Raw genomic sequence first — 25,052 nt, forward strand, 5'->3', positions numbered from 1 at the left:
GAACACCGCGCGGCGTCGAAAAAATTTCGAGGGGGAGTTCAACCATGTCAACGATTCTGGTTATCGACGATCATCCGGCATTCCGGATGGTCATCAAGATGCAGCTCATGCAGTTGCTGGGTATCGAGGAAGTCATCGAGGCCGACAACGGACAGACCGCCGTCGAATTGGCCCGCCAGCACACGCCGAAACTCGCCATCCTGGATCTGGATATTCCGCGCATCAGCGGGCTCGACGTGATTCCGCGCCTGAAACTCGCCCATCCGCCGATCCGGATGCTGGTGCTGTCGGGCCACGACCCCGCCACGTTTGCGCCGCGCGCGATGCGCTGCGGCGTCCACGGTTTCGTCAGCAAGTCGCAGGAGATGAAGGAGATCATGCGGGGCGTGGAGGCCGTCCTCGCGGGCTACTCCGTGTTTCCGGTGACGACCACCAGCGGCCTGCCGCCGGCCCACGGCGCGTCCGTCGATGAGGAAGAGCGCGTGAGGCTGCTGTCGGATAAGGAACTGGTCATCCTGCAGATGCTCTCGAAAGGAATGTCGAACAAGGCGATCGGCGACGCGCTGTTTATCAGCAACAAGACGGTCAGCAGCCACAAAACCCGCATCATGCAGAAGGTCGGTGCGAAATCGCTGGTGGAACTGATCGATCTGGCGCGGCGTTGCCGGATTGCTTCGACGCAATGACGTGGTACGCCGACGCGATGAACTCACCGATGCCCACGTACGAAGCGCGTGCGCTCCACGCGAAAGCACTCGAACTGGCGTGCGACGATCACCGGGTCGCCAGGTGTCTGCTCGAAATGATTGGCGAAACTAATCGAACGACGCTCGTGTCGTTGCAGGAGAGTGTCGCGGCGGCGTCATGGGACGCCGTGGCGGGCGCCGCGCATCGAATCGCCGGTTCGGCGCGTCTGCTCGATTGCAATGAACTGATTGCATTGCTCGCCGCAATCGAAGCGGCGGCGCGTGAGAGGCAGCAGCCGGTGGTTGGGAAGCTCGTGCCGTTGCTGGTCGACGCGTTGGCGAAGCTGAAATTGTCGATCGATGCAGCGGTGACGACGTCCGTTTCGCACTGAGTCGAGCGATGCGAAGTCATCCTGACCGAGGGTGCCCGCGGGCGTGACGGTGGCCGTGTACGAGGACCACGCCGCCAGTTGCGCCGCGTTGCGATCGCTGATGAAGTAGCCGGCGGTGACGTGCGTGTCAGGCGGGTTGAGTTGCGCGATTGCGTCGGCCGTGTCGGGGACCGCGGTGAAGACGGCAGTGTGATAGTTGGCCTGCGCCACGCTCAGGGCGCGATTGAGCTGGCCGATGTCGCGGGCGACCGTGGGCAGCAGCGCGTCGAGCGCGGGACGCACCGGCGCGATGTCGGCTTTGCCGATCTGTTTCGGCGTAGTCCATTGCGCGGGATGATCCGCCAGCGTGGTGACCGTCGTGTCGAGATTCGACTGCGAGTAGGTCGCGTCGAGTTCGTCGATCCATGATTTCAATGCGACCACCTGGGCGGCCGTGACCTGATTGGCGATCATCGCGCGGTTCGTGTACGCGGAGAAGTTGTAGTCGCGTGCCTGCAGCACGGCGGCGCTGTGCGCAGCGGCGTCGGCCGTGTTCTGACGTTTGACTTTGGCGCCGGTCATCTCGACCAGCAGAAACAGCAGTGCAGGGACCGAATACACGCCAATGGCCGACACGACATCAGGGCGACGATGATGATCTATTCCGTCACGCCTTGGCCGAGTTGTTTGTTACGACGGCAAGTGTGTGAGAGTTTCATGAGTTGTATTAAAAAATGGGCGTCGGCTGGACACGTTTTTCGCCGACTTTTTTGGCGCTACGCGGGAAATTAATGAATAATCAATTCCCCTAAAAACGCAGGCAAAGTGTCGGAGCGAAGTGCAAGATTTATTTATCTCGAAAACCGAAGAAAGTTCTGATCATCACTGAAGCAATTTCGCATAACATGCGGTCTAAAAAATCAGATGAACATTTGAGCATTTCATCGATGTCTGAGCGTGGACAGGCTAACGTCCGGCATGGTGCGTGTGGCGCAACGCCATCGCGGCGCATCTTCCGGTGAAGGCGAGAGCCGCCCGAATCCCCCGCCAGATAAGGAAGTTGCTGCGACGCTTCGAGCTTGATTGCGGCCGCGGTGCACGTCTTTGGCACCTTGCGTGGTTTCAATGTTCGTCTGTGCGCTTCTGTTGTAAAAGCGCCACGATGGGATGCGCAAAACAAGATTTTTGTGGATTCGTTTAAACCGCTTGAATTCAAGCTGGGCGTGCTTATGCCAGAGATTGCGATTTTTCCGTTATTTATATGGATAATTCCTACGGAGTTTGCGCGTTTCCTGATTTTTAGGGATGGGGCTGCCAGTTAAATTTGCGACGCGTGAAAAACTTTAGTCGAGCTTTAAAAGCGCCGGCCAGTTTTTTTGCGGGAGGCGTGTGCGCACGATTTCTCAAATCGAACTGCAAGCGGGGCTTGCCCTTTATTCAAGGAATGTATGAATAAGTCGTATATCAGCGTCTGGAATGACGTTTCCGGAACGTGGGTCGCTGCGCCCGAGACTGCCAAGACACATTGCGGAACGGGAACCGCATCCTCGCGAACCATCTCGCCCCGAGCGGAGACGGCAAACCGACTGGCCGTGCCGTTCAAGGCTGCGTTCATGCCGATCGCGATGGCCATCAGCGCGGCCATGTTGCCGGGTACCGCGGCAGCCCAGGCGTCGACAGGCAATGGCGGTCTGGAATTGTGCCCGGGCAGCGCAGGTGGCGTGGGGTCCTCCTGGGGGCCGTTGTCGAGCGCTGTCGGTGTCATGGATTGTTCCTCGACTGGTGAGAATAATGCTGGCATGTCCTTCTCGTTGAACAACGCGGCAGCCGACAACGGCGCGTGGGGCTTCAACACCAATAACATCACCGCCCGCGTCACCGGCTATGACGATGGCCGCCTCGAGCTCAAGGGCACGGGCGGCATCAGCATGCTCAATAACGTCAGCATGACGGGCAACAAGATCACCGATCTGGCAGCGGGTGGCGTCTCGTCGGATAGCACGGACGCAGTGAACGGCCAGCAGTTTTATCAAGCCACGCGCTATTTCAAGGCGAATTCCGCATCGAGCGATTCGTCGACTGATGCGCAGGCCACCGGACTCAACTCGCTGGCGTCCGGGTCATCGGCAAGGGCGCTCCAGACCGATTCCAGCGCATACGGCGCGAACGCTATTGCGTCGGCGCCCAGCTCGGTTGCCCTGGGCGCAGGCTCGCAGGCTACCCGCGCCGACTCGGTATCGGTCGGCTATCTGTCGGCGGACGGCGTTACCAACTACACGAGACAGATCACCAACGTGACTGCAGGCTCCGCGGCTACCGATGCTGTCAACGTCGCCCAGCTGGATGCGGCTATCAGCGGCGTCAGCGGCATTCCCGTCGACAATCCGGTGACCTACGACACTTCCGCGGCCAGCCTGATTACGCTCAAGGGCGCGAGCGGCACGAAGATCACGAACCTGACGGATGGCGACATCTCCAGCGCCAAAAGCATGGATGCCGTGAACGGTTCGCAGCTGTTCCAGACCAACCAGAATGTGGCCGAGGTCGCGAACAACGTCGCTGGCGTGACGAACATTGTCAACGACATCGTGGCGAATGGCCTCGCAAGTTCGCCGCTCATGGTGGCGTACGACTCCTCCGCTCGCGATACGGTGACGCTCGGCGGCGTGGGCAACACGGCGCAGGTCAAGCTCACCCACCTGGCGGAGGGCGACATCTCGTCCGCGTCTAGCACCGACGCGGTCAACGGCGGGCAGTTGTACCAGACCAACCAGAACCTCGCGACTCTGGCGGCCAACGTGGGCGCGTGGGGGCCCAGTCTTTTCGACAATGGCATCAAGTATTTCCACACTAATTCGACGCTGGCCGATTCCTCGGCAGACGGAACGGATTCGGTGGCGATCGGCGGCGCGGCCGTCGCGTCGGCTGCCAACTCGGTTGCGTTAGGCTCCAACTCGACGGCGGATCGCGCTAATGCGGTGTCGGTGGGTGCGGATGGTGCGGAGCGCCAGATCATCAACGTGGCGGCAGGTTCGGTGGATAGCGATGCGGTCAACGTGGCGCAGATGAAGGCGGCTATCGCCTCTCTGGGCAGCGGGCCGGGCTCGCCCAACGCGGTCGTCTACGACTCGGCGGCGCACGACACGCTCACGCTCGGCGGTGCGACGACGGCCCCACCGGTGCTCGTGACGAACCTGGCCGCTGGCCAGGTTTCGTCGGGCAGCGCTGACGCAGTCAACGGCGATCAGTTGTACAAGAGCGCCAGCGGACTTGCTGCCGCTCTGGGTTCCGGTACGGCGGTCAATTCGGACGGTTCGATCACTGCGCCGGGCTACCTGATCAGCGGCACCACATACAACAACATCGGCGACGCGCTGTCCGCACTCAACACAGCTGCGGGTGATCTGGTTAGCGCCGCGAAGTATGTCAAGGTCGTATCGACGTCGCCCGCTGCACTGGCAAGCGGTGCCGAATCGGTGGCGATTGGCGGCGGCGCTGCGGCGACCAAGGCCCAGACGCTTGCGATCGGTACTGGTGCGACGGCAGGGTTCGACAACTCGACGGCTATCGGCGTGAATGCTGTCACGGACGCATCCTATACGGTGTCTGTCGGCAGCAGGGGCGGGGAAATGCGCATTACGCACGTCGCCAACGGCATCGATCCAACCGACGCCGTTACGATGGCGCAGTTGGACGCCTTGCAATCTCAGATTGGGGGTACGACAACGAGTGGCGTGAAGTCGATGATGCAGAGCTCGGCTGCAGTGTTGAGCTACATCGCGGTGAGTTCGTACACGACCCAAGGTTCAGCCACGTCCGCTGCGGATGTGATGAACGCCATGGCGATCGGTCCGGTCGCAGCGGCGACTGGAGTCGACGCAGTGGCCGTCGGCGCCGGTGCCGCCGCGGGCAGTGACTCGAGCACGGCAATCGGCTCAGGCGCGGGAGCGCTGTCGGTGAACTCGACCGCCATCGGTGCGAGTGCGACCGTTGGCGCGCTGTCGGACAACTCTGTGTCCATCGGTTACAACACGCGTGCCAGTTCGATCAACGCATTGGCACTCGGCGGTTATGCCAGCGCCACGAGTCCCGGTTCGGTCTCTATCGGTTATAACTCGTTCGTCAGACAGGCGGCCACGGGCGGTCTGGCGCTGGGCGTCAATGCGACGGTTAGTGCTGCGAACAGCGTGGCGATCGGTTCGGACGCGATCGCGGACCGTGCCAACGTGGTCTCGGTGGGTAACGCCAGCAAGCAGAGCCAGATCGTCAACATGGCGGCGGGTACCAGCAGCACCGATGCGGTGAACGTGAGCCAACTGTCGGGGGTGGCTGATGCGATCGGCGGCGGCGCGACGGTGAACCCAGATGGCACGATCAGGAAGCCGAGTTTCACGATCGGCGGCCAGACCTATGCCGACGTCGGCTCGGCCCTCGCGGCTACGGCAGGCAACTCGGTGCAATACGATACGCCGGCTCACGACAAAGTGACGCTGGGCGGTACGGACGCTTCAGCGCCGGCAGTGACGCTGTCGAACGTGGCCAACGGCGTGGGCGACAGCGACGCCGTCAACATGGGCCAGCTCAAGCAATTGGGCATGAACATCGACGACAGCGGCAATCTGACGAATAGTTTCGTCGCGTACGACGATAAGACGCTCGGCGCGATCACGCTCAAGGGTACGGATGGCACAACAATCGCGAATGTGAAAGCGGGCGAGCTCTCGGACAAGAGCCTGGAAGCGGTAAATGGCAGCCAGCTGTACGAAACGAACGCGAACGTAGCCAATGTGGCCGGCAATCTCGCCAACGTCGCGGGCAACGTGACGAACATGAGCAACGTCATCAACAACATCGTTGTTGAGGGTGGAGGCATCAAGTATTTCCACGCGAATTCCACGCTCGCGGACTCCTCGGCAACCGGGATCGACGCGGTCGCGATCGGTGGCGCAGCCAGCGCAACGGCAGCCAACTCGGTAGCGCTGGGCGCGAATTCGGAGGCGGACCGGGCGAACACGGTGTCGGTGGGGGCGGCCGGTTCGGAGCGCCAGATCATCAACGTGGCGAATGCTACGAACAACACCGATGCAGTGAATCTGTCGCAGTTGCGAGCACTGGGCGCGAACGTCGACAGCAGCGGCGCGGTGACGAGCACCTTCGTTGCATACGACGATGCGACGAAGAATAAAATCACGCTCCGCGGTCCGGGTTCGACCGATGCGGTTCTGTTGACGAACGTCGACAAAGGTCAGCTCGCCGCGTCTAGCAGCGACGCAGTGAATGGCGCTCAGCTCTACAACGTGGCGCAATCGACCGCCAAGGCGCTCGGCGGCCAGACAAGCCTTCTCGCGGATGGCACACTGTCCCAGCCGTCGTACGTGATTACTGGCTCGACCTATGCCGATGTCGGTTCGGCCCTGTCCGCTGTCGATGGTCAGCTCGACCAGATCAACACGAACTTTTCTACCAATCTGAAATACGTCAAGATCATATCGGACGCCGCCACAGCGCAGGCTAGCGGCGCCGAATCGATTGCAATCGGCGGCAACGCGCTCGCGACCAAGGCGAATTCGTTGGCAATCGGCGCAGGCGCTACGGCAGAGTATGCCAATTCGACGGCGATTGGCGTGAACGCAATCACGGACGCGGAAAACACGCTGTCTGTCGGCGCCAAGGGGCAGGAAGCGCGTATCACCCATGTCGCGGACGGTATCAATTCGACCGATGCAGCAACCGTGGGCCAACTGGATGCGTTGCAGACCCAGCTACTGGCGAACACCGCGTCTACCAGTGGTGTGAAGTCGATGATGCAAAGCTCGGCTGCGGTGTTGAGTTATATCGCGGTGAGTTCGAACGTAGTCCAGGGTGGCAACACCACAGCTTCGGACGATTTGAATACGATGGCAATTGGCCCGATGGCGAGCGCTGCGGGTGAGGGGGCCTTGGCAGTCGGCGCGGGCGCGATCGCCGGCAGTAGCGGATCGACCGCTGTCGGCACGACCGCCGCAATTGCGTCCATCAATGCTACGGCAATCGGCGAAGGTGCATCGGTTGGCGCGCTGTCGGATAACGCGGTGTCGATCGGCTATAACGCCCGTGCTAGCGGCCTCAATGCAACGGCCTTGGGCACGACGGCAAGTGCCACGAGTATCGGTGCCGTTGCGATTGGTTATGGTTCGTTCGCGGCCCAAGGCGCCACGGGCGGTATGGCACTGGGTCAGAACTCGACGGTCAGCGCAGCCAACGGCGTGGCGATCGGCTACGGTGCGATCGCCGACCGTGCCAATGCGGTCTCGGTGGGTAACTCCGGCCGGCAGAGCCAGATCATCAACGTAGCAGCGGGTACCAGCGATACCGATGCGGTAAACCTGGGGCAAATGACTGCAGCAATCACTGCGTCCGCGAGCGGCGGTTTGCCTGATGCTGTCATTTACGACACGCCGGCGCATGACAAGCTGACGCTGAACAATGGCGGCGCGGCGGTGACGGTGTCGAATGTAGCTGCAGGTGTTGCCAACAACGATGCCGTGAACGTCGGCCAATTGACGGCAATGGGCGCGAAGTTCGATACCAGCGGCAACGTGTCGAACGCATTCGTGGCGTACGACGATGCAAACAAGACACAGGTTACGCTCGGCGGTACGGGTTCAACCGTGCCGGTGGTGCTGGCGAACGTTGGCGCGGGGCAAGTCGCGTCGAGCAGCAGACAGGCAATCAACGGTTCGCAACTGTACGGTGCGATGAGCAGTACTGCAGCCGCGTTGGGTGGCGGCTCGACGGTGAACTCGGACGGCCAGGTCAGCAAGCCCGTGTACACGATCGATGGTAATTCGTACAGTGGCGTCGACTCCATAGTGAACGCTCTGAATACGAAAATCGATACTCATGGCAATGCTGACGGCGTGGCCTACGACACCTCGGCGCATGACATGCTGACTTTGGGCGGAGTAGGTGCCAAGACGCCGGTGACCATTGCAAACGTGGCCTCAGCTACGGCAGACGACCAGGCCGTGAACCTCAAGCAATTGAAGGACGCTGGCTTGGGCGTCGACTCGTCGGGCAACGTGACCAACTCGTTTGTCGCGTACGACGACGCCAGCAAGACGAGGGTGACCTTAGGCGATGCGAATGGCACGACGCCCGTGACGATTGCGAATGTGGCCGCGGCGACCAAGGACGACGAGGCCGTGAACTTGAAGCAATTGAAGGACGCTGGCTTGAGCATCGATCCGTCAGGAAATGTGACCACCTCGTTCGTCACGTATGACAACGCCGGCAAGACTACGCTGACCTTTAACTCTGGCGGCGCACCGACCCAGTTGAAGAACGTGGCAACAGGCGTGGACGCGACTGACGGCGTCAACGTCGCACAGATGCAGTCGTATGTCTCCACGTATGTCAACACCAATGGCGGTAGTGGCACGGCAAACGCCGTTGCCTACGACGATTCCTCGAAGAGCCAGGTGACGTTAGGCGGCACGGGGGCTCTCGCACCGGTCAAGCTGACGAACCTGGCGGATGGCACCGCAGCGACAGACGCGGTCAACTATGGGCAGTTCTCGAGTCTCCAAAGCCAGTTGAACAACATCGTGGCCGGCGACGGCACGGGCGGCAGCACGTACTTCAACGTCGGCGCGCCGGGGGCGGGCGACAGCGGCACCGCTGCGGTCGCCTCGGGTTCGGACTCCATCGCGATCGGTAACGGTGCGGCGGCAACCGGCACGGAGTCGATCGCAATCGGCAAGTCCGCGGTGACGGCGGGTAACGGTTCGGTCGCGCTGGGTTCCGGCGCAACGGCTCCGAACGCCAACTCGGTCGCGCTGGGAGCCGGTTCCACGACGGATCGCGACAACTCGGTATCGATGGGTTCGGTCGGCGCGGAGCGCCAGATCACCAATGTCGCGGCGGGTACGCAGGGCACCGATGCGGTCAACATGAATCAGTTGAACAGTGCCATGGGCAGCATGAACAACTCGATTCATAACATCGATCGCAACGCGGCCAAGGGTATTGCTTCGGCATCGGCGCTGAACATCGTCACGCCGTATCTGCCGGGTCGCACCACGTTGAACGCCGGCATTGCCAACTACCGTGGCTACCAGGCTGTCGGTCTGGGCGTATCTCGCTGGAACGAGAAGGGCTCGATCAACTACAACCTTGGCGTGTCCACCTCGGGCGGCAATAGCACTATCGTCCGCGCTGGCATCGGCATCGTCCTCGGCAACTAAGCAACGGCCGTAAGGCTTTGAATCAAAGCTTGGACGTTAGCCGTCTGGGTCGCACGGGGAGCTTCCGTGCGACCCTTCCATGAGAGACAGACATGAAGTATTCGTTAATTGCCATCGCGCTCGCCGCGATGCTCGCAGGATGTTCGTCTTCCGCGACACGCGATCGGCTGCAGATCCAGGACCCCACGGTTCTGCAAACCGGGTTCACCGCGACGCAGAATCAGGCCTCCGGCGCGGTGACGCCGCAGTGGATCGCGACCTATAGCGGCGTCCAGAACGCTGCCACGTTACGGTCGGTGAAGTCGCGTCTGACCGCGCTGGGCGAGCGCAAGAATAACTATTTCGGCGACAAGGCCCAGTGCTGGCTGGACGCCGCCGCCGACGAGCGCTCGTTGCACGACGGTTGGGGCTTCGTCGAGGAGGCGCTGGTCGAGGCCAACCGCCTGACCACGGCGCTGGAGACCGGGCAGGGACTCTCTGTCGACAATCCGGAATTGCGGACCGCTTCGATGATCCGGCCGGATCTGTGGAAGCAGATTCTCGCTGCCAAGACCTCGCCGCTGTTCCCGCAGTGCCAGGAAGCACAGCATCTGACGGCCTGTTCGGAAGTCGAGTTGATTCACGCAGGTCACGAAGCATGGACGCGAAACTTCGACGAGAGTCAGCGCCTCGTCGATGGCGTCGAGAAGGGTTTGCCAGGCATCGGCGCCGCCCTCCAGAGCTGCACGCCGCCGCCGGTTGCCAAGGCCGATCCGATCATTCCGCCGAAGATAACGCTGCAAGCTGACGCGTCGTTCAAGTTCGATCGGGGCGATCTGGCTGGCATGTTGCCGGCAGGCAAGGTCAAGCTCGATCAGCTGCTGCGCGACCTCGAGCGGGTCGACGACATAACGAGCATCCACATCGAAGGCTTTACGGATCGTTTGGGCAGCGACAGCTACAACCGCCAGTTGTCAGCCAAGCGCGCTGAGACCGTCAAACGTTACTTGCAGAACGGTGGTGTCAAGATACCGATCATTGCGCGTGGCCGTGGCAAGGAAGATCCGGTGGTGCAGTGTAATGACCGCAACCGTCAGGCGTTGATTGACTGCCTCGCACCGAACCGGCGCGTCGAACTCGACTTTGCACGCGGTAATGGGCAGGAGTCGGTTGCGCCGCTGGGTCAGCGCACGCAATCCCGACGCTTGCTGCAAGGTCAGCAAGACCAGTGAGATCAGGAGCGACCGGCCCGCATGGCCGGTCACTCCTTTTCTCGCTGGTACTTGAGATCAGCATGAGGAGCGCGAACGACGTTCGCGCTCCTCTCTTACAGGGGTTCGGAGCAAGAGTACCTTGGGCCAACAGTGAGCCGACGTTTCTCAAACATCAATCGAATCGCATCGTCATGGCCAATTGCAGGCAGGCAATTACCATCGCTCACACAGGAAAACCCTTTCCGATATTGCAGAAAATTCGCACTGTGGTGCGGAAAAATATTTCCGATAGCGTTGTTAATATTTAACTCTGGTTAAATTGGGCTGGTTCGATTCGTTTTATGCCCATTGATTGAATATCAAAGGCGAGCTATAAATGAAGAGAATTGTGATTATCGACGACCATCCAATTATTCGGAGGACGATAGCCGGCGTAATCCATTCCGATCCCGAGCTGGACATGGTGGGAGAGTGTGGCGACGGAGAAGACGGCCTGACAATGGTGCAGACCGAATGTCCGGATCTGGTCATTGTCGATCTCGATTTGCCACGGCTCGACGGTTTATCCCTGATCCGGCGCATTCGCGCGGAGAATCTGAAAACCAGTATTCTCGTTCTCTCCGCCAAGCCAGAGCATGTTATGGCAAGTTATACGCGCAATGCCGGAGCCAATGGTTATGTCAGCAAAGGCCGGGAAATCAGCGAGTTGATTACTGCGCTAAAAACCGTGTTATTCGGCTATGACTGCTTCCCGGCGGATACGGCCGATCCCGCGGTCGGGAGCGGACTGAAGTCCCTGTCGGCGCGTGAGGTCGAGGTGTTGCAGCACCTCGCGCGTGGTGCCAGCAATCGCGAGATCGCGACCCGTCTGTTTCTTAGCGACAAGACCGTGAGCACCTACAAGAGCCGTATCCAGGAAAAACTGGGGCTCGCGTCGTTGGCGGCGTTGATCGAGTTTGCTTCGCTGCATAAGTTGATCGATTAAGTTGCGGGCTATGAACGACATGTGCCTGTGGGCTTCCTTGCTGGATATGCATCGTCGTGCGCCGTGCGCCGTCCACAATTTCTCTGCCTCGCGCGCCCATCGTGTACGGCAAACGGCCATCCGTTTGGCGGCGTTATTGGGCTGTCTCTTTGTGTATGCACTGCTGTGCATGCTTCCGACCTATGCGAACGCGACACCACCGATCGGCAGTGCATCACGCATGGTGCTCGCTGATGGTTCGCGTCAAACATCAGCGCCGGGTGAATACGACGCCGCGGCCAGCCGGGAGCCTCCGGCTCGTGGCGCCTCGGCGTACGAAGCCTCCATTTCCGGTACAACACCACACGTATCGGCGTCAAACGACAGTGAATACGTCGGCGCCGACCGGCCTGCCCAGAGCGCGCCGGACGCCCGCAGTGCTCAGGATGCAGCCGCCGCACGACAGCCGTGGATACCCGCGCTGGCATTGGCGCTGGCAGTTGCCGCAGTCCTGTCCCTCATCAGCGCATGGCGGTCCCGTGCAGCGTTGAAACGAGCAATCGAACAGCACAAACAGATCACGAACGAATGGGCGCGCCGTTGCGAAGCCGCCGAAGCGGCAGCGCAGGGTGCCCGCATCGAAGCGGGCAGCGAGGCAAGCGCCGCCGTCATAGCCGGACAGTTCCAGCTTCCCGACGCAATGCTCCGTTATGTGAAAGCGCCGTTGTCCGCGGTCGCTGACCTGCTCGGCTCGCTTGACACAACACCAGCAACGCCCGCACAACGCCGGCAGTTAGCGGTGCTTCAATCCGCGCTGGGCACCTGGAGGCAAACGCTCGACGATCTGCTCGATAGCTCGCCGCTCGACTCACGCGCAGTGATCATCGACGAAAGCGTCACAGACCCGCGTGCGCTTGTCGACGGCGTCATCGCGCTGCTAGCGCCGTCCGCGACGCAACAAGGCGTGCGCCTGAGTGCGAGCGTCGATCGTCAACTAGCCCATACGATCCTCGCCGACGCCGCTCGGCTCGGCCAGCTTTGTTTCCATCTGTTAAACCGAACGCTTCAGCTCGGCACGCATCGAGAGATCGTGCTGGTAGTGCGTATCGGGCCGCTGAGTTCGAGATCGCAGCGCATCCTCATCAACGTGATGGAAGCGGGTGCGACGAACTCGCTAGCCACGCCGCCACAGCATCCCGGCTTGATCGACGGCACTCCGAACACGGATACGAACAAGCTGCTCGATGGCAGTGAAGCCGAAGCCACCGCCGCCAACGCCTGCTTGCCGCTGTGCCGCATACTCGCTCAGCGTATGGGAGGCGAGCTTTCGATCCCAAACGGCTTGATTTCGGGCATTCGTGCGAGCTTCAACGCACCTTTCAAAGTCGAGCAGTGGGCGCCCTTGCCGAGACGCGAGCAAGTTGATACACCGCCGCGCCTTCCCCGGAAAGTCACCCCATCTCGAGAGGCATCCGCAAGCGCTTCAGGCGTCCTGCCCGAACCTTTTGAACTTCGCTATCTGAACGCGCTCTCCGACGAAGGAGTCGATCTCTCCAACTTCCTCGACGGTTGGCGCCGGGCGATGGACGAGGACCTGGCGCTTCTCACTGTCTTGCAGCATCGTCAGAGTCACCCCGATCGTCAGCGCGCCGTGCTGCACAGGTTGAGTGGGGCGGCGGGGCTGGTCGGCGCGCTCGGTCTGATGGAGGCGTTGCGCCACGCGAGCGTGGCGCCGCTGGAACAGAGTGCCGGGTCGATCGACGCACTGATCGACCGCACGAGAAATCTGGTCAAGCAGTTCGAAGCGCCGCCGCCCACACATCGGAAGACTCAACCATGAACCGACCGCTGGCCTTGATTCAAGGCAGGCTGGCGCAACCGAATGCGCGGTTGCTCCGTGGCTTGCCGCCGCCTTATGGCGTGTATCGGGGGCCGGTGCGCCCGGCAACCCGGCGTCGGCCGCAACCGGCATTTCAGGACACCGAGCGACGTCTGTCGCCGCAGGAGCCTCACACCTGGTTTGCGCCGGGGCAGAAGTTTCGCTTCTTCTATAAGTCGCCGCCGCAACGCGACTATTCCTCGCGCCTCGATGCGGAACTGGCTGAGGCACGCAACTACCTCGAGATGGACAAAGCGCGCGAGCGTTCGTCCCATTTGGATCATGTGCTAGGGGTGACGCTCTTCGTCGCGTGCAGTATCGTGCTCGCGTGGCTGCTGACGAGCAACGCTGCGCGCGATGCGGGTAAGTTGGCAACGGTGACGATAGCGGAGCCGGCCGTCACGACGCCGGGCGCTTCGGTCGTGGTTCGTCCACGAGCCTCGGGCAAATCGGCGCAGCCGGTCGCTGAGCTGATGCCGAGCGTGCCACAGATTGCACCGTCGCCAGCCAACCTCGCATCAGCAGGCGGACGTCGAAACGAGCCCAAACCGTCGCTGCAAGCAAAACTGCAAGCCACGCCGACACTCTCCGCGCAGCACGCCGAGCCACCCCCGGCTGCACTAGCATCGACTGACGGCACGGCAAGCAGCCACGCCGTCAAGGTGAACGCCAGAATCAAAAGCGCGGCCACGACCCCAACCAACACCCAATTACCAGCGGCCGACCCAATCGAAACGCTAGCCGACGACTACCAATCGCCGAGCCGCTCCCCACGTCCAGCCATACCGCCCGCCATATCGGCGCAACCAGAACAAATAGCCCGCTCACCTGCGGCCGACGCCACGGTGCAGGCCACATTGCGTGACTGGGCCACGCAGCAGCGGCACGCGCACGTCACCGCGCGGACGAACACAAACACCGCCTACGTCGCCAATGTCAACCCCCTTGGCCCCCGCGACCCCGATTGGAACACCCACCTCACCCAACGCCAGATCACCGACAACCCAAGCGCCTTCGACCCACCCAACACTCAAAACTGACCCGCAATAAAAAAAGCCCGACCAGAGGTCGGGCTTCAAAATCGGCTGCGCCCTCCACAGGACGCAGCCCCTGCAAAACAGCCAAGCCGTTTGCCTTGCTACTGAGCCAACTAAGCCGAGCTTAAGCAGCCAGCAGCGAGCGCAGCACGAACGGCAGAATCCCACCGTGCTTGTAGTAGTCGACTTCGATCGGCGTATCGATACGCAGCAGCACTTGCACGCGCTTCTCGCTGCCGTCCTTGCCGCGAATCACCAGCGTCACTTCCTGTTGCGGCTTGAAGTCCGCGCCCAGGCCTTCAATGTCATACGTTTCTTCGCCGGTGATGCCGAGCGATTGCACGCTGTCCGAGCCCTTGAACTGCAGCGGCAGAACGCCCATGCCGACCAGGTTCGAACGGTGAATCCGCTCGAAGCTGCGTGCGACCACGGCCTTCACGCCCAGCAGTTGCGTGCCTTTCGCAGCCCAGTCGCGCGACGAGCCCGTGCCGTACTCTTCGCCCGCGAACACGACGGTCGGCGTGCCGGCGTCGATGTACTTCATCGCTGCGTCGTAGATCGACAGTTGTTCGCCGCTCGGCTGGTGAATCGTCAGGCCGCCTTCGACGCGCGAGCCGTCTGCCTTCGCCGGGATCATCAGATTCTTGATCCGGACGTTCGCGAACGTGCCGCGCATCATCACGTCGTGGTTGCCGCGGCGCGAGCCGTAGCTGTTGAAGTCGGCCTTCTGCACGCCGTTTTCCTTCAGCCACTTGCCTGCCGGCGAGTCTTCCTTGATCGAGCCTGCCGGGCTGATGTGGTCGGTCGTGACCGAGTCACCGAAGATGCCCAGTGCGCGCGCGTTCTTGACCGGGGCGATGCTGTCGGCCGGCGTCATCGAGAAGTCGTCGCCGAAGAACGGCGGCTCCGCGATGTAGGTCGACTTCGGCCAGTCGTAGACCTGACCTTCTTCGCCTTCGATCTTGCTCCACAGGTCGCCCTTCTTGGTGAGCTGCGCGTAGTTCTTGCGGAACGCATCCGCGTCCAGCGCGAACTTGAGCAGATCGTTGACTTCTTCGCTGGTCGGCCAGATGTCGCCCAGGTAGATGTCGCGGCCGCCCTTGCCCTTGCCGACCGGCTCGGTCATCAGGTCGCGCGTGATGTTGCCGGCGATCGCGTAAGCGACGACCAGCGGCGGCGAGGCCAGGAAGTTGGCGCGGATGTTCGGGTGAATCCGCGCTTCGAAGTTACGGTTGCCCGACAGCACCGCTGCCGCGACGATGTCGTTCTTCGTGATCGCTTCGTTCAGTTCCGGCGTCAGGTCGCCCGCGTTGCCGATACAGGTCGTGCAACCGTAAGCGGCCAGCGTGAAGCCGAGCTTGTCGAGGTACTTCAGCAGGTCGGTCTTCGTCAGGTATTCGGTGACGATGCGCGATCCCGGCGCCAGCGACGTTTTGATGTGCGGAGCGACCGTAAGGCCCGCTTCGACAGCTTTCTTTGCCAGCAGGCCGGCGGCCAGCAGCACGCTCGGGTTCGACGTGTTCGTGCACGACGTGATCGCGGCGATCAGCACGTCGCCGTTCTTCACGTTCACGCCGTTCGACGTAGTGTATTGCGCGTCCAGGTCGGCTTCCTTCTTCGCAAAGCCGTTTTCCGCGACCGGCTTCGAGAACAGGTCGCTGAAGGTCGATTTCACATTGCCGATTTCGATCCGGTCTTGCGGACGCTTCGGGCCTGCCAGCGACGGAGCGACCGTGCCCAGATCGAGCGTCACCACCTTCGTGAAGTCGATGTCGCCTTCCTTCGGAATGCCGAACAGGTTTTGCGCCTTGAAGTAGTTCTGGAACGCGGAGATTTCCGCGTCGGTGCGGCCCGTGCCCTTGAAGTAGTCGATCGTCTTTTCGTCGACCGGGAAGAAGCCCATCGTTGCGCCGTATTCCGGCGCCATGTTGCCGATCGTCGCGCGGTCCGGCAGCGACAGCGAGCGCGTGCCTTCGCCGAAGAACTCGACGAACTTGCCGACGACCTTTTCCTTGCGCAGCAGTTCGGTGATGGTCAGGACCAGGTCGGTGGCCGTCACGCCTTCGCGCAGCTTGCCCTTCAGGTTCACGCCGACCACGTCCGGCGTCAGGAAGTACACCGGCTGGCCGAGCATGCCGGCTTCCGCTTCGATGCCGCCCACGCCCCAGCCCACCACGCCGATGCCATTAATCATCGTCGTGTGGCTGTCGGTGCCGACCAGCGTGTCCGGGTAGTACACCGTGTCCGCACCGTCGGCCTTCTTGTGCACGCCGCGAGCGAGGTACTCCAGGTTCACCTGGTGAACGATGCCGACGCCCGGCGGCACGACCTTGAACGTGTCGAATGCCTGCATGCCCCACTTCATGAACTGGTAGCGCTCGTTGTTGCGCTGGAATTCCAGTTTCATGTTCAGGTCGAGCGCATTCTTTTCACGGAAGTGATCGATCTGCACCGAGTGATCGACGACCAGATCGACCGGGACCAGCGGCTCGATCGACTTTGGGTTCTTGCCGGCGCGTTGCGCGACACCGCGCATTGCGGCGATGTCGGCGAGCAGCGGCACGCCGGTGAAATCCTGCAGCACGACGCGCGCCACGACGAACGGAATTTCGTCGACGCGCGCTGCGGTCGGCTTCCAGTTTGCCAGTTGCGTGATGTGTTCCTCGGCGACTTTCTTGCCGTCGTAGTTACGCAGCACCGATTCCAGCACGAGGCGGATCGAAACCGGCAGGCGGTCGATCTTGATGTTCAGTGCCTTGCCGAGTTGCGGCAGGGAGTAGAACTTGCCTTTGCCGGAACCGCTGTCGAATTCCTTGAGCGTTTTGTGGAGGTTGTGGGCCATGGTGTTTTCCTTGGTTTGATCGCGGAACTACAGTACTGAACTAGATGATGTACAGATCGACGTATTCGTTGACCGGCATGGCTTCGAGCCTTGCCTGGTCGAGCGACACGTCGAGAATCGCCAGTTGTTGCCTGACCGGAAAGCGCCGCGCGAGGTTGGTCCTGAACTTCTCGACCAGCAACGGAATGCCATCTTCGCGACGGCGCTTATGACCAATGGGGTATTCGACTGCGACCTCGTCGAACTTCGATCCATCGTTGAATTCGATCGTCAGTGCATTGGCGATCGAACGCTTCTCCGGATCGTGGTAATCCTTCGTGAACTGCGCGTCTTCGACACAAGCCATCTTTGCACGCAGCACATCGATACGCGCGTCCTGCGCGATCGAATCTTCGTAGTCCGCAGCCGTCAGGCGGCCATGGATCAGCGGCACGGCGATCATGTACTGGATGCAATGATCGCGGTCGGCCGGATTGTTCAGCGGGCCTTTTTTATCGATGATGCGGATCGTGGCTTCGTGGGTGCGGATCGTGATCTTCTGGATGTCTTCAACGCGCTTACCGCAAGCAGCGAGTTGCGCGTGCAGTTTCATCGCGGCTTCCACGGCGGTTTGCGCGTGGAACTCTGCCGGAAAAGAAATCTTGAACAGCACGTTTTCCATCACGTACGAGCCGTACGGGCGCTGGAACCGGAACGGCTTGCCCTTGAACAGCACGTCGTAGAAGCCCCACGTCGGCGCGCTCAGCACCGACGGATAGCCCATCTCGCCGGTCTTCGAAATCAGCGCGAGGCGCACGGCGCGCGAGGTCGCATCGCCCGCGGCCCAGGATTTGCGCGAACCGGTGTTTGGCGCGTGGCGATAGGTGCGCAGCGCATGCCCGTCGACGAACGCCTGCGACACCGCATTGATCAGTTCGTCGCGCGTGAGGCCGAGCAACTGGCCGACCACGGCCGTCGACGCCAGCTTCACCAGCAGTACATGATCGAGCCCGACCTTGTTGAAGGAATTTTCGAGCGCGATACAGCCTTGAATCTCGTGCGCCTTGATCATCGCGATCAACACGTCTTTCATCGTCAGCGGCGTTTTGCCGGCTGCGATGGCAGTGCGCGAGAGCCAGTCCGCCGTCGCGAGAATCCCGCCGAGGTTATCCGACGGATGACCCCATTCGGCGGCAAGCCAGGTGTCGTTGAAGTCGAGCCAGCGGATCATTGCGCCGATGTTGAAGGCGGCCTGAACCGGGTCCAGCTGGAACGACGTGCCCGGCACCTTCGCGCCGTTGGGGACGATCGTGCCCGGCACGATCGGTCCCAACAGCTTGGTGCAGGCTGGGTAGGAGAGCGCCTCGAGTCCACAGCCGAGCGTATCGATCAGGCAGTGACGCGCGGTTTCCAGCGCGAGCGTGCTGTCGATCGGGAAATCCAGAACGTAATCGACGATGTCGACGAGGACCGGGTCCGGGTCGGGTCGCACGTTGGAAATCGGAGCGGACATCGGGAGCTGTTCCTACGATGATGATTAGTTAGCCTTGTTGATCGCGTTCGATTGCGTCGGAGCCGGTGCGCCTTGCATCATTGCCATCGTTTTGCATTCGTCGGCCAGACGCGAGCTGTCCTTGTCCTGGAACAGCATCGCCTTGGTCGGGATCACGACCAGATCCATGCCCGTGGCGGCGTCGTGGAAGCGGTCTGCGCCAGTGGTGGTAGCTTCGCGCGGCAGATTGTAGTTTTTGTTCGCCCAGTGAACCGTGACGATCTGGTCACGCTTCATGTCGCCCTTCATTTCGAAAGCCAGACCGTCCTTGCACGCCCACTTTTCCGCGCCTTCCGGTACCGGATCGACCTTCGCTTCCTTGGCGGGATTTTCCTTGCGCTTGATCAGGCGGCGCGGCTGCGGGCGCTTTGCGACAGCCTTGGCAGCCGGTTTGGTGGTGGTCGCCGTTTGCGCGGCGGCGTCAGTCGCGACGGACAGCATCGTCGTGGACAGGGCGCCAATCACGGCGGCGATCATCAGCTTTTTCATGGAGAAAACCTTTCTATCTAATTTCAGTTAAACATTGCGCGGGCTACCGGTCCTGGCGGCCGCGCGGGTTGAACTGCACGCGCTTGGAAAGCGCACAGCAACCGCTATTTTCTCCTATTTAGCGGCAGGTACTTCAAATTCTCCGGTCCGGTGTAATTCGCGCTCGGCCGGATGATCTTGTTGTCGATACGCTGCTCGATGATGTGCGCACTCCAGCCGGCCGTGCGCGCGATCACGAAGATCGGCGTGAACATCGCCGTCGGTACGCCCATCATGTGATACGAGACCGCGCTGAACCAGTCGAGATTCGCGAACATCTTCTTCGCGTCCCACATCACCGATTCGAGCCGCTCGGCGATATTGAACAGCTTCGTGTTGCCCGCTTCCTTCGAGAGCTTCCTGGCGACTTCCTTGATGACCTTGTTGCGCGGATCGGAGATCGTGTAGACCGGGTGGCCGAAGCCGATCACCACTTCCTTGTTTTCCACGCGGCGGCGAATATCGGCCTCGGCTTCATCCGGGCTCTGATAGCGCGACTGGATCTCGAACGCGGCTTCGTTGGCGCCGCCGTGCTTCGGCCCGCGCAGCGCGCCGATCGCACCGGTGATCGCCGAGTAGAGGTCCGAGCCCGTGCCCGCGATCACGCGGCCGGTAAACGTCGACGCGTTGAACTCGTGTTCGGCGTACAGGTTCAGCGACACGTGCATTGCATCGACCCACGACTTCGACGGCTCGACGCCATGCAGCAGATGCAGGAAGTGGCCGCCGATCGAATCGTCGTCGGTCTCGACTTCGATGCGCTTGCCGTTGTGCGAGTAGTGATACCAGTACAGCAGCATCGAGCCGAGCGAGGCCATCAGCTTGTCGGCGATGTCGCGTGAGCCCGGCAGGTTGTGATCTTCCTTCTCCGGCAGCACGGTGCCGAGCACCGACACGCCGGTGCGCATCACATCCATCGGATGCGCGGCGGCGGGAATCCATTCGAGCGCGGCCTTGACGTTCGCGGGCAGCCCGCGCAGGCTCTTGAGCCGGGTCTTGTAGGCCGTCAGTTCGGCCTGGGTCGGCAGCTTTTCGTGGACCAGCAGATAGGCGATCTCTTCGAATTCGCACGCGCTCGCGAGGTCGAGAATGTCGTAGCCGCGATAATGCAGGTCGTTGCCGGTCTTGCCGACGGTGCACAGCGCCGTGTTGCCCGCGGTCACGCCGGACAGCGCGACGGATTTCTTCGGTTTGAAGCCGCTTTGGGGTTCGTTGCTGCCTTGTGCACCCGCGGCTTGCGTCGTCTCGCTCATCTCCCGCGTTCTCCTGTTTGCCTGCTCGTAGCTGCTGCCTGAACCTTGCCACTCACGGTGCCGACTGTCCGTTAGCGCCCACTTCCGCGAACAGCGGCGCGGTGTCCTGCGGCACGGCGCGGCCCGTGGATTGCGCGCGGCGCAGCACCGACCAGTAATAGCGGTAGCTCGCGCGGTCGTGCAGCGTGTCGTGATGGCGCGTCGGGCCCCACTGCGCGGATTGCGCGGCCAGCAGGATCTCGGTAGCTGTGGCGATCTCCTCGTCGCGCGGCGCAAACGCGGCGACGATCGCCTCGATCTGCGCCGGGTGGATGCTCCACATCCGCGTGTAGCCGAACTCGTTGCGGGCCCGTACGGCGTCGTTGGCGACCACGCTCATGTCGCGCACTTCCGTGCTGACATTGTGCGACGGCACTTTGCCATGCGCATGGCAGGCGGCGGAGATTTCCAGCTTCGCGCGTCGCACCAGCGGATGATCGAACTGGCCCGGCGAGCGCATGGCCGTGTCGGGAATTGCGCCGTCGTGTGCGGAGACGAAGTCCATCAGGCCAAAGCTCAGGGCTTCGACGCCCGGCAACGCGGCCAGATCGAACACGCGCGTGAGCGCGCCGTGGGTTTCGACCAGCAGTTGCACCGGCACCGGCTGCGCGATGCCGAGCTCGCGCCGCGTTGCCTCGATGAACGCGACCATTTCGGCGGCATCGGGCACGTTGCGGATTTTCGGCAGGGTGATGTAAGCGGGTGCTCGCTTCGCGGCGCGGAGGATGAGGCGGACGTCGTCCCGCCAATGCGCGTGAGCGAAGTCGTGAATCCGCACGCCGACCCGGCCGAAGCGGTCATGTTCGCTACCCAGCAGCGACGCGACCAGCTCCGCGTGTTCCGCTTCGCGGCCGACTTGCGCGCCGTCTTCGCAATCGAGCGTGATATCGAACACCGGCCCCAGTTGCTGCTGCAACGCGAGCGATTTCAGCATCAGTTTTTCACTGCCGGCGTAGTGGTCGCAGGCAGGCAGCACGGCGGGCGGCACTTCGCCGTCAAACAGCACTTCGGCGGGTGTGAGGGCGCGCATCTTCGGCGTCAGGGCGTGGGTGGTGATTGGAGAAAATCCGATTCGGACGGGTTCTGCCCGACCACGGTGACGTGGTGGCAAAACGCGTTCGAATCAGCTGCGAAACGCTGCGTTCGCACGAAAAAAACCGGAACCCGCCGCGGTAACGCTTCGGAGTTCCGGTTCGTCGGCATGAAGTGCTTAGCCGAGCAGATGCTGAACGCCTTCGCGCTCTTCCAGCAGCTCCTGCAGCGTGCCGTCCATCTTTTCACGCGAGAACGCGTCGATTTCCAGACCTTCCACGCGCTTGTACTCGCCGTTTTCGCACGTTACCGGCACACCGTAGATGATGTCTTCCGGAATGCCATACGAACCATCCGACGGGATGCCCATCGTGACCCACTTGCCGTTCGTGCCGAGGACCCAGTCACGCACGTGGTCGATTGCAGCGTTAGCTGCCGACGCCGCCGACGACAGGCCGCGCGCTTCGATAATCGCCGCGCCGCGCTTGCCGACGGTCGGGATGAACGTGTTGCGGTTCCATTCTTCGTCGTTGATCAGCTTGGTCAGGTTCTGACCTTCAGCCGTTGCAACGCGGAAGTCCGGGTACATGGTCGGCGAGTGGTTGCCCCACACAGCCAGCTTTTCGATCGACGCGACCGGCTTGCCCGACTTGGCCGCCAGTTGCGACAGCGCACGGTTGTGGTCCAGGCGCAGCATCGCGGTGAAGTTCTTCTTCGGCAGATCCGGCGCCGACTTCATCGCGATGTACGCGTTCGTGTTGGCCGGGTTGCCGACCACCAGCACCTTCACGTCGCGGCTCGCGACATCGTTCAGCGCCTTGCCCTGAACCGTGAAGATTTCGGCGTTGGCCGACAGCAGATCCTTACGCTCCATGCCCTTCGAACGCGGACGCGCGCCGACCAGCAGGGCCACGTCTGCATCCTTGAATGCAACCTTCGGGTCGTCGGTGATCACGACGCCCGACAGCAGCGGGAATGCGCAATCATCCAGTTCCATCACGACGCCTTTGACGGCGCCTTGCGCTTGCGGCAGGTCGAGCAGTTGCAGGATGACCGGTTGATCCTTGCCGAGCAGGTCGCCATTGGCGATGCGAAACAGCAGGGAGTAAGCGATTTGACCTGCGGCGCCGGTGACGGCAACGCGCTTTGCGGGCTTAGCCATTGAGAAATCTCCAGGACGATGCGTTAGACGCTAGGGAAAACGCCATTCTATATGCGCGTTCAGCGAAGCGTTATGAAACACGGCGGAATTCACTGTTCGCGTGCGGCCTCTAGATCTGCCGAGACCGGGCGGCGTGCTGCGGCAAGACCGCCGTGCCGGAAACCGGTACTACCGAGCTACTGGACGCTCTCTCGGGCGCTTCGCGCCAGGCCCCCGGACGGCCCGGCATTTTCCTGAGAGAGCGGGACTGGGACAGCGAGGCGCCGGGGTAGCCGCTGCACGGTGCGGGCTCCTGCAAACAGCGCGGTTCGGCAAGCGTCGGATCAACGGATGGCGGCGAATCGAAACCTGAACTGCGAGGGAACGGCATAGTGCAGAGTGGCGGCCGGCGCGTTGCGGCGCTGCCTGAAAACAGTCGCCGAAAATCCCGCAAACCCTTGCTCGACAAGGAGTGTAGGAGCCGTGAAGCACAAAGTCAACATTATCTTATGTCTTATATAAGACACATCTGTTGCGGGGAAAACCCTAGACGCGCCCCAGCCCTTTATGATGAAATGCGCGGATGAATTCGAACCCGGCGAACACCACGAACCCGAACGGCCAAGGGGCCGCAGGCGAGGGTGTATCTGCTGCCGCTCCCGCTGCGTCGCCCACTTTCAGTCCCTTGTATCAGCAGATCAAGGGGTTGATTACGCAGAGCCTCGAAAGCGGTGAGTGGAAGCCCGGCGAGATCATTCCTAGTGAAGTCGAATTGGCGGCGAGATACAAGGTCAGCCAGGGAACGGTGCGCAAAGCGATCGACGAGCTTGCCGCCGACAATCTGCTGGTGCGCCGCCAGGGCAAGGGTACCTTTGTTGCAACGCACAACGAGGACCGCGCCCAGTTTCGCTTCCTGAGGCTATTGGCCGAAGACGGCGCGGAACACCCGCACGTGAGCCGCCTGCTCGAGTGTCGGCGCTTGCGCGCATCGGCGGACATCGCCCGGCAGCTCGACCTGAAGCCGGCCGATCCGGTCGTGCTGATCAAGCGTTTGCTGCAGTTCGACGGCGAAGTCACCGTGCTCGACGAAATCTGGCTGCCCGGCGCCGTGTTCCGCGGGCTCACGCTCGAACGGCTGTCGGAATACAAGGGTCCCCTTTACGCGATGTTCGAGACGGAGTTCGGCACCCGCATGATCCGCGCGACGGAGAAGATCCGCGCGGTGGCGGCCGAGCCGTCGGTGGCCCATCTGTTGCACGTGCCCGCGGGTTTTCCGCTGCTGTCGGTCGAGCGCGTGTCCTTTACGTACGGGGACCGGCCGGTTGAAGTCCGGCGAGGTTGGTATGTCACAACCGGGTATTACTATCAGAACGATCTGAGCTGAATCGGGCTGAATCCAGGCGCGGCGTCCCACACGCGCGCCTGTTTGACGGCGCTTTATCGCGCGTGCTGTAACGGACCTGTCGTGGTTTTCGCTGCAGCGCGATATAAAAAGGCGCTAAAATTGCGGATTAGTGTGACTACATAGTAGGGGTCTAGCATGGCTGAAGCGGTAAAAAAACCGAGGCCGGAATTCCGGAACATCGGTATTGGGCAAATATTGACGGCATACCGTCTCCCGCTAGCGGGACGTGTGTCGATTCTGCACCGTGTGAGCGGTGGTCTGCTGTTTGTTTTTCTTCCGTTCCTGCTGTACCTCTTTGATCAGAGCCTGACTTCCGAATTGAGTTTCGAAGTCTTCAAAGGTTTCCTCTCCAACATCATCGTCAAGCTCATCACGCTGGTTCTCGCGTGGGCTTTCCTGTTTCACTTCTGCGCCGGCGTTCGCCACCTCGTGATGGACACCAACCACAATGCGGTGACGAAGGAAAAAGGCAAGTCGACCTCTATCGTGGTCCTCGTCGTATCGTCGCTGCTCACCATTGCATTCGCGGCAAAACTGTTCGGAGCATTCTAAAAAATGTCAGCTAATAACCGAATCGGTTCGAAGCGTCTCGTCGTCGGCGCGCATTACGGCCTGCGCGACTGGCTCGCGCAGCGCATCACCGCCGCCGTGATGGCGATCTACACGGTGATCCTGCTCGTGTGGTTCTTCGCGGGTCGCAACTTCTCGTATGACGGCTGGGCGTCGATCTTCGCGACGCAATGGATGAAGCTCGCCACGTTCGTCACGCTGCTGTCGCTGTTCTATCACGCGTGGGTTGGTATCCGCGACATCTGGATGGACTATGTGAAGCCCGTTGGCGTGCGCCTGACGCTTCAGGCGCTGACGATCGTCTGGCTGCTCGCATGTGCGGGCTACGCTGCGCAGATTCTCTGGAGAGTGTAAAA

General features: G+C 61.6%; 16 protein-coding genes and 1 pseudogene. 10 read left to right on the forward strand and 7 right to left on the reverse strand.

Features of this window, described 5'->3' with window-relative positions; all coding sequences use genetic code 11:
* Positions 1-44 precede the first annotated feature (44 nt).
* Positions 45-686: a response regulator transcription factor gene (locus B0G69_RS19330; RefSeq protein ID WP_121320146.1), complete on the forward strand. Its 642-nt coding sequence runs from the start codon at positions 45-47 to the stop codon at positions 684-686.
* Between the two features lie 116 nt (positions 687-802).
* The gene (locus B0G69_RS19335; protein ID WP_241991532.1) at positions 803-1,078 is read left to right on the forward strand and encodes an Hpt domain-containing protein; all 276 of its coding nucleotides are present in this window, start codon (positions 803-805) and stop codon (positions 1,076-1,078) included.
* A gap of 9 nt (positions 1,079-1,087) precedes the next feature.
* On the opposite strand, the pseudogene B0G69_RS19340 reads toward B0G69_RS19335, so the two are convergent.
* Positions 1,088-1,642: pseudogene (locus B0G69_RS19340) on the reverse strand (hypothetical protein); the annotation flags it as partial.
* Between the two features lie 863 nt (positions 1,643-2,505).
* Between B0G69_RS19340 and B0G69_RS19345 the strand changes: the two are divergent.
* The 5 genes from B0G69_RS19345 (at position 2,506) to B0G69_RS19365 (ending at position 14,358) form a co-directional block, all read left to right on the forward strand.
* Positions 2,506-9,282: a YadA-like family protein gene (locus B0G69_RS19345; protein ID WP_121320148.1), complete on the forward strand. Its 6,777-nt coding sequence runs from the start codon at positions 2,506-2,508 to the stop codon at positions 9,280-9,282.
* 92 nt (positions 9,283-9,374) lie between these two features.
* Positions 9,375-10,493, forward strand: coding sequence for an OmpA family protein (locus B0G69_RS19350; protein ID WP_121320150.1), 1,119 nt, complete (start codon positions 9,375-9,377; stop codon positions 10,491-10,493).
* A 358-nt stretch (positions 10,494-10,851) separates the two neighbouring features.
* Positions 10,852-11,460, forward strand: a complete 609-nt coding sequence (locus B0G69_RS19355; protein ID WP_121320152.1) for a response regulator transcription factor — start codon at positions 10,852-10,854, stop codon at positions 11,458-11,460.
* A 10-nt stretch (positions 11,461-11,470) separates the two neighbouring features.
* Complete coding sequence (locus B0G69_RS41915; protein WP_241991398.1) at positions 11,471-13,279, forward strand: hypothetical protein; 1,809 nt, start codon at positions 11,471-11,473, stop codon at positions 13,277-13,279.
* Entirely contained in the window at positions 13,276-14,358 is a 1,083-nt protein-coding gene (locus B0G69_RS19365; protein WP_121320154.1) for a hypothetical protein, read from the forward strand. The genes B0G69_RS41915 and B0G69_RS19365 overlap by 4 nt, the downstream gene beginning before the upstream one ends.
* Positions 14,359-14,479: 121 nt before the next feature.
* Here B0G69_RS19365 and acnA read toward each other — a convergent pair whose 3' ends face one another.
* From acnA to B0G69_RS19395, 6 genes are all read right to left on the reverse strand, one after another.
* Positions 14,480-17,197, reverse strand: a complete 2,718-nt coding sequence (acnA, locus tag B0G69_RS19370) for an aconitate hydratase AcnA (RefSeq protein ID WP_121320156.1) — start codon at positions 17,195-17,197, stop codon at positions 14,480-14,482.
* 40 nt (positions 17,198-17,237) lie between these two features.
* Positions 17,238-18,689 carry a bifunctional 2-methylcitrate dehydratase/aconitate hydratase gene (locus B0G69_RS19375; protein ID WP_121320158.1) on the reverse strand — a complete coding sequence of 484 codons (1,452 nt, stop codon included), beginning with the start codon at positions 18,687-18,689 and terminating at the stop codon, positions 17,238-17,240.
* Positions 18,690-18,713: 24 nt separating this feature from the next.
* Positions 18,714-19,217, reverse strand: a complete 504-nt coding sequence (locus tag B0G69_RS19380; RefSeq protein WP_121320160.1) for a hypothetical protein — start codon at positions 19,215-19,217, stop codon at positions 18,714-18,716.
* 104 nt (positions 19,218-19,321) lie between these two features.
* Positions 19,322-20,509 carry a 2-methylcitrate synthase gene (prpC, locus tag B0G69_RS19385; RefSeq protein WP_121320162.1) on the reverse strand — a complete coding sequence of 396 codons (1,188 nt, stop codon included), beginning with the start codon at positions 20,507-20,509 and terminating at the stop codon, positions 19,322-19,324.
* 52 nt (positions 20,510-20,561) lie between these two features.
* Complete coding sequence (locus B0G69_RS19390) at positions 20,562-21,578, reverse strand: aldolase/citrate lyase family protein (protein ID WP_121320164.1); 1,017 nt, start codon at positions 21,576-21,578, stop codon at positions 20,562-20,564.
* 180 nt (positions 21,579-21,758) lie between these two features.
* The gene (locus B0G69_RS19395) at positions 21,759-22,742 is read right to left on the reverse strand and encodes a malate dehydrogenase (RefSeq protein WP_121320167.1); all 984 of its coding nucleotides are present in this window, start codon (positions 22,740-22,742) and stop codon (positions 21,759-21,761) included.
* A gap of 562 nt (positions 22,743-23,304) precedes the next feature.
* Between B0G69_RS19395 and B0G69_RS19400 the strand changes: the two genes are divergently transcribed.
* From B0G69_RS19400 to sdhD, 3 genes are all read left to right on the forward strand, one after another.
* Positions 23,305-24,105, forward strand: coding sequence for a GntR family transcriptional regulator (locus B0G69_RS19400; RefSeq protein WP_121320169.1), 801 nt, complete (start codon positions 23,305-23,307; stop codon positions 24,103-24,105).
* A gap of 156 nt (positions 24,106-24,261) precedes the next feature.
* Positions 24,262-24,678 (forward strand): succinate dehydrogenase, cytochrome b556 subunit, encoded by a 417-nt coding sequence (gene sdhC, locus B0G69_RS19405; protein WP_121320171.1) that lies wholly within the window; start codon positions 24,262-24,264, stop codon positions 24,676-24,678.
* A 3-nt stretch (positions 24,679-24,681) separates the two neighbouring features.
* Positions 24,682-25,050 (forward strand): succinate dehydrogenase, hydrophobic membrane anchor protein, encoded by a 369-nt coding sequence (gene sdhD, locus B0G69_RS19410; RefSeq protein WP_121320173.1) that lies wholly within the window; start codon positions 24,682-24,684, stop codon positions 25,048-25,050.
* The last annotated feature ends 2 nt before the right edge of the window (positions 25,051-25,052 follow it).

The organism is Paraburkholderia sp. RAU2J, from assembly GCF_003634845.1.
Lineage (GTDB): Bacteria > Pseudomonadota > Gammaproteobacteria > Burkholderiales > Burkholderiaceae > Paraburkholderia > Paraburkholderia fynbosensis.

Bases quoted from the DNA above. Each gene is read 5' to 3' on its own strand.
- B0G69_RS19330 (WP_121320146.1), top strand. From the start codon at position 45: ATGTCAACGATTCTGGTTATCGACGATCATCCGGCATTCCGGATGGTC.
- B0G69_RS19335 (WP_241991532.1), top strand. From the start codon at position 803: ATGATTGGCGAAACTAATCGAACGACGCTCGTGTCGTTGCAGGAGAGT.
- B0G69_RS19345 (WP_121320148.1), top strand. From the start codon at position 2,506: ATGAATAAGTCGTATATCAGCGTCTGGAATGACGTTTCCGGAACGTGG.
- B0G69_RS19350 (WP_121320150.1), top strand. From the start codon at position 9,375: ATGAAGTATTCGTTAATTGCCATCGCGCTCGCCGCGATGCTCGCAGGA.
- B0G69_RS19355 (WP_121320152.1), top strand. From the start codon at position 10,852: ATGAAGAGAATTGTGATTATCGACGACCATCCAATTATTCGGAGGACG.
- B0G69_RS41915 (WP_241991398.1), top strand. From the start codon at position 11,471: ATGAACGACATGTGCCTGTGGGCTTCCTTGCTGGATATGCATCGTCGT.
- B0G69_RS19365 (WP_121320154.1), top strand. From the start codon at position 13,276: ATGAACCGACCGCTGGCCTTGATTCAAGGCAGGCTGGCGCAACCGAAT.
- acnA (WP_121320156.1), bottom strand. From the start codon at position 17,197: ATGGCCCACAACCTCCACAAAACGCTCAAGGAATTCGACAGCGGTTCC.
- B0G69_RS19375 (WP_121320158.1), bottom strand. From the start codon at position 18,689: ATGTCCGCTCCGATTTCCAACGTGCGACCCGACCCGGACCCGGTCCTC.
- B0G69_RS19380 (WP_121320160.1), bottom strand. From the start codon at position 19,217: ATGAAAAAGCTGATGATCGCCGCCGTGATTGGCGCCCTGTCCACGACG.
- prpC (WP_121320162.1), bottom strand. From the start codon at position 20,509: ATGAGCGAGACGACGCAAGCCGCGGGTGCACAAGGCAGCAACGAACCC.
- B0G69_RS19390 (WP_121320164.1), bottom strand. From the start codon at position 21,578: ATGCGCGCCCTCACACCCGCCGAAGTGCTGTTTGACGGCGAAGTGCCG.
- B0G69_RS19395 (WP_121320167.1), bottom strand. From the start codon at position 22,742: ATGGCTAAGCCCGCAAAGCGCGTTGCCGTCACCGGCGCCGCAGGTCAA.
- B0G69_RS19400 (WP_121320169.1), top strand. From the start codon at position 23,305: ATGAATTCGAACCCGGCGAACACCACGAACCCGAACGGCCAAGGGGCC.
- sdhC (WP_121320171.1), top strand. From the start codon at position 24,262: ATGGCTGAAGCGGTAAAAAAACCGAGGCCGGAATTCCGGAACATCGGT.
- sdhD (WP_121320173.1), top strand. From the start codon at position 24,682: ATGTCAGCTAATAACCGAATCGGTTCGAAGCGTCTCGTCGTCGGCGCG.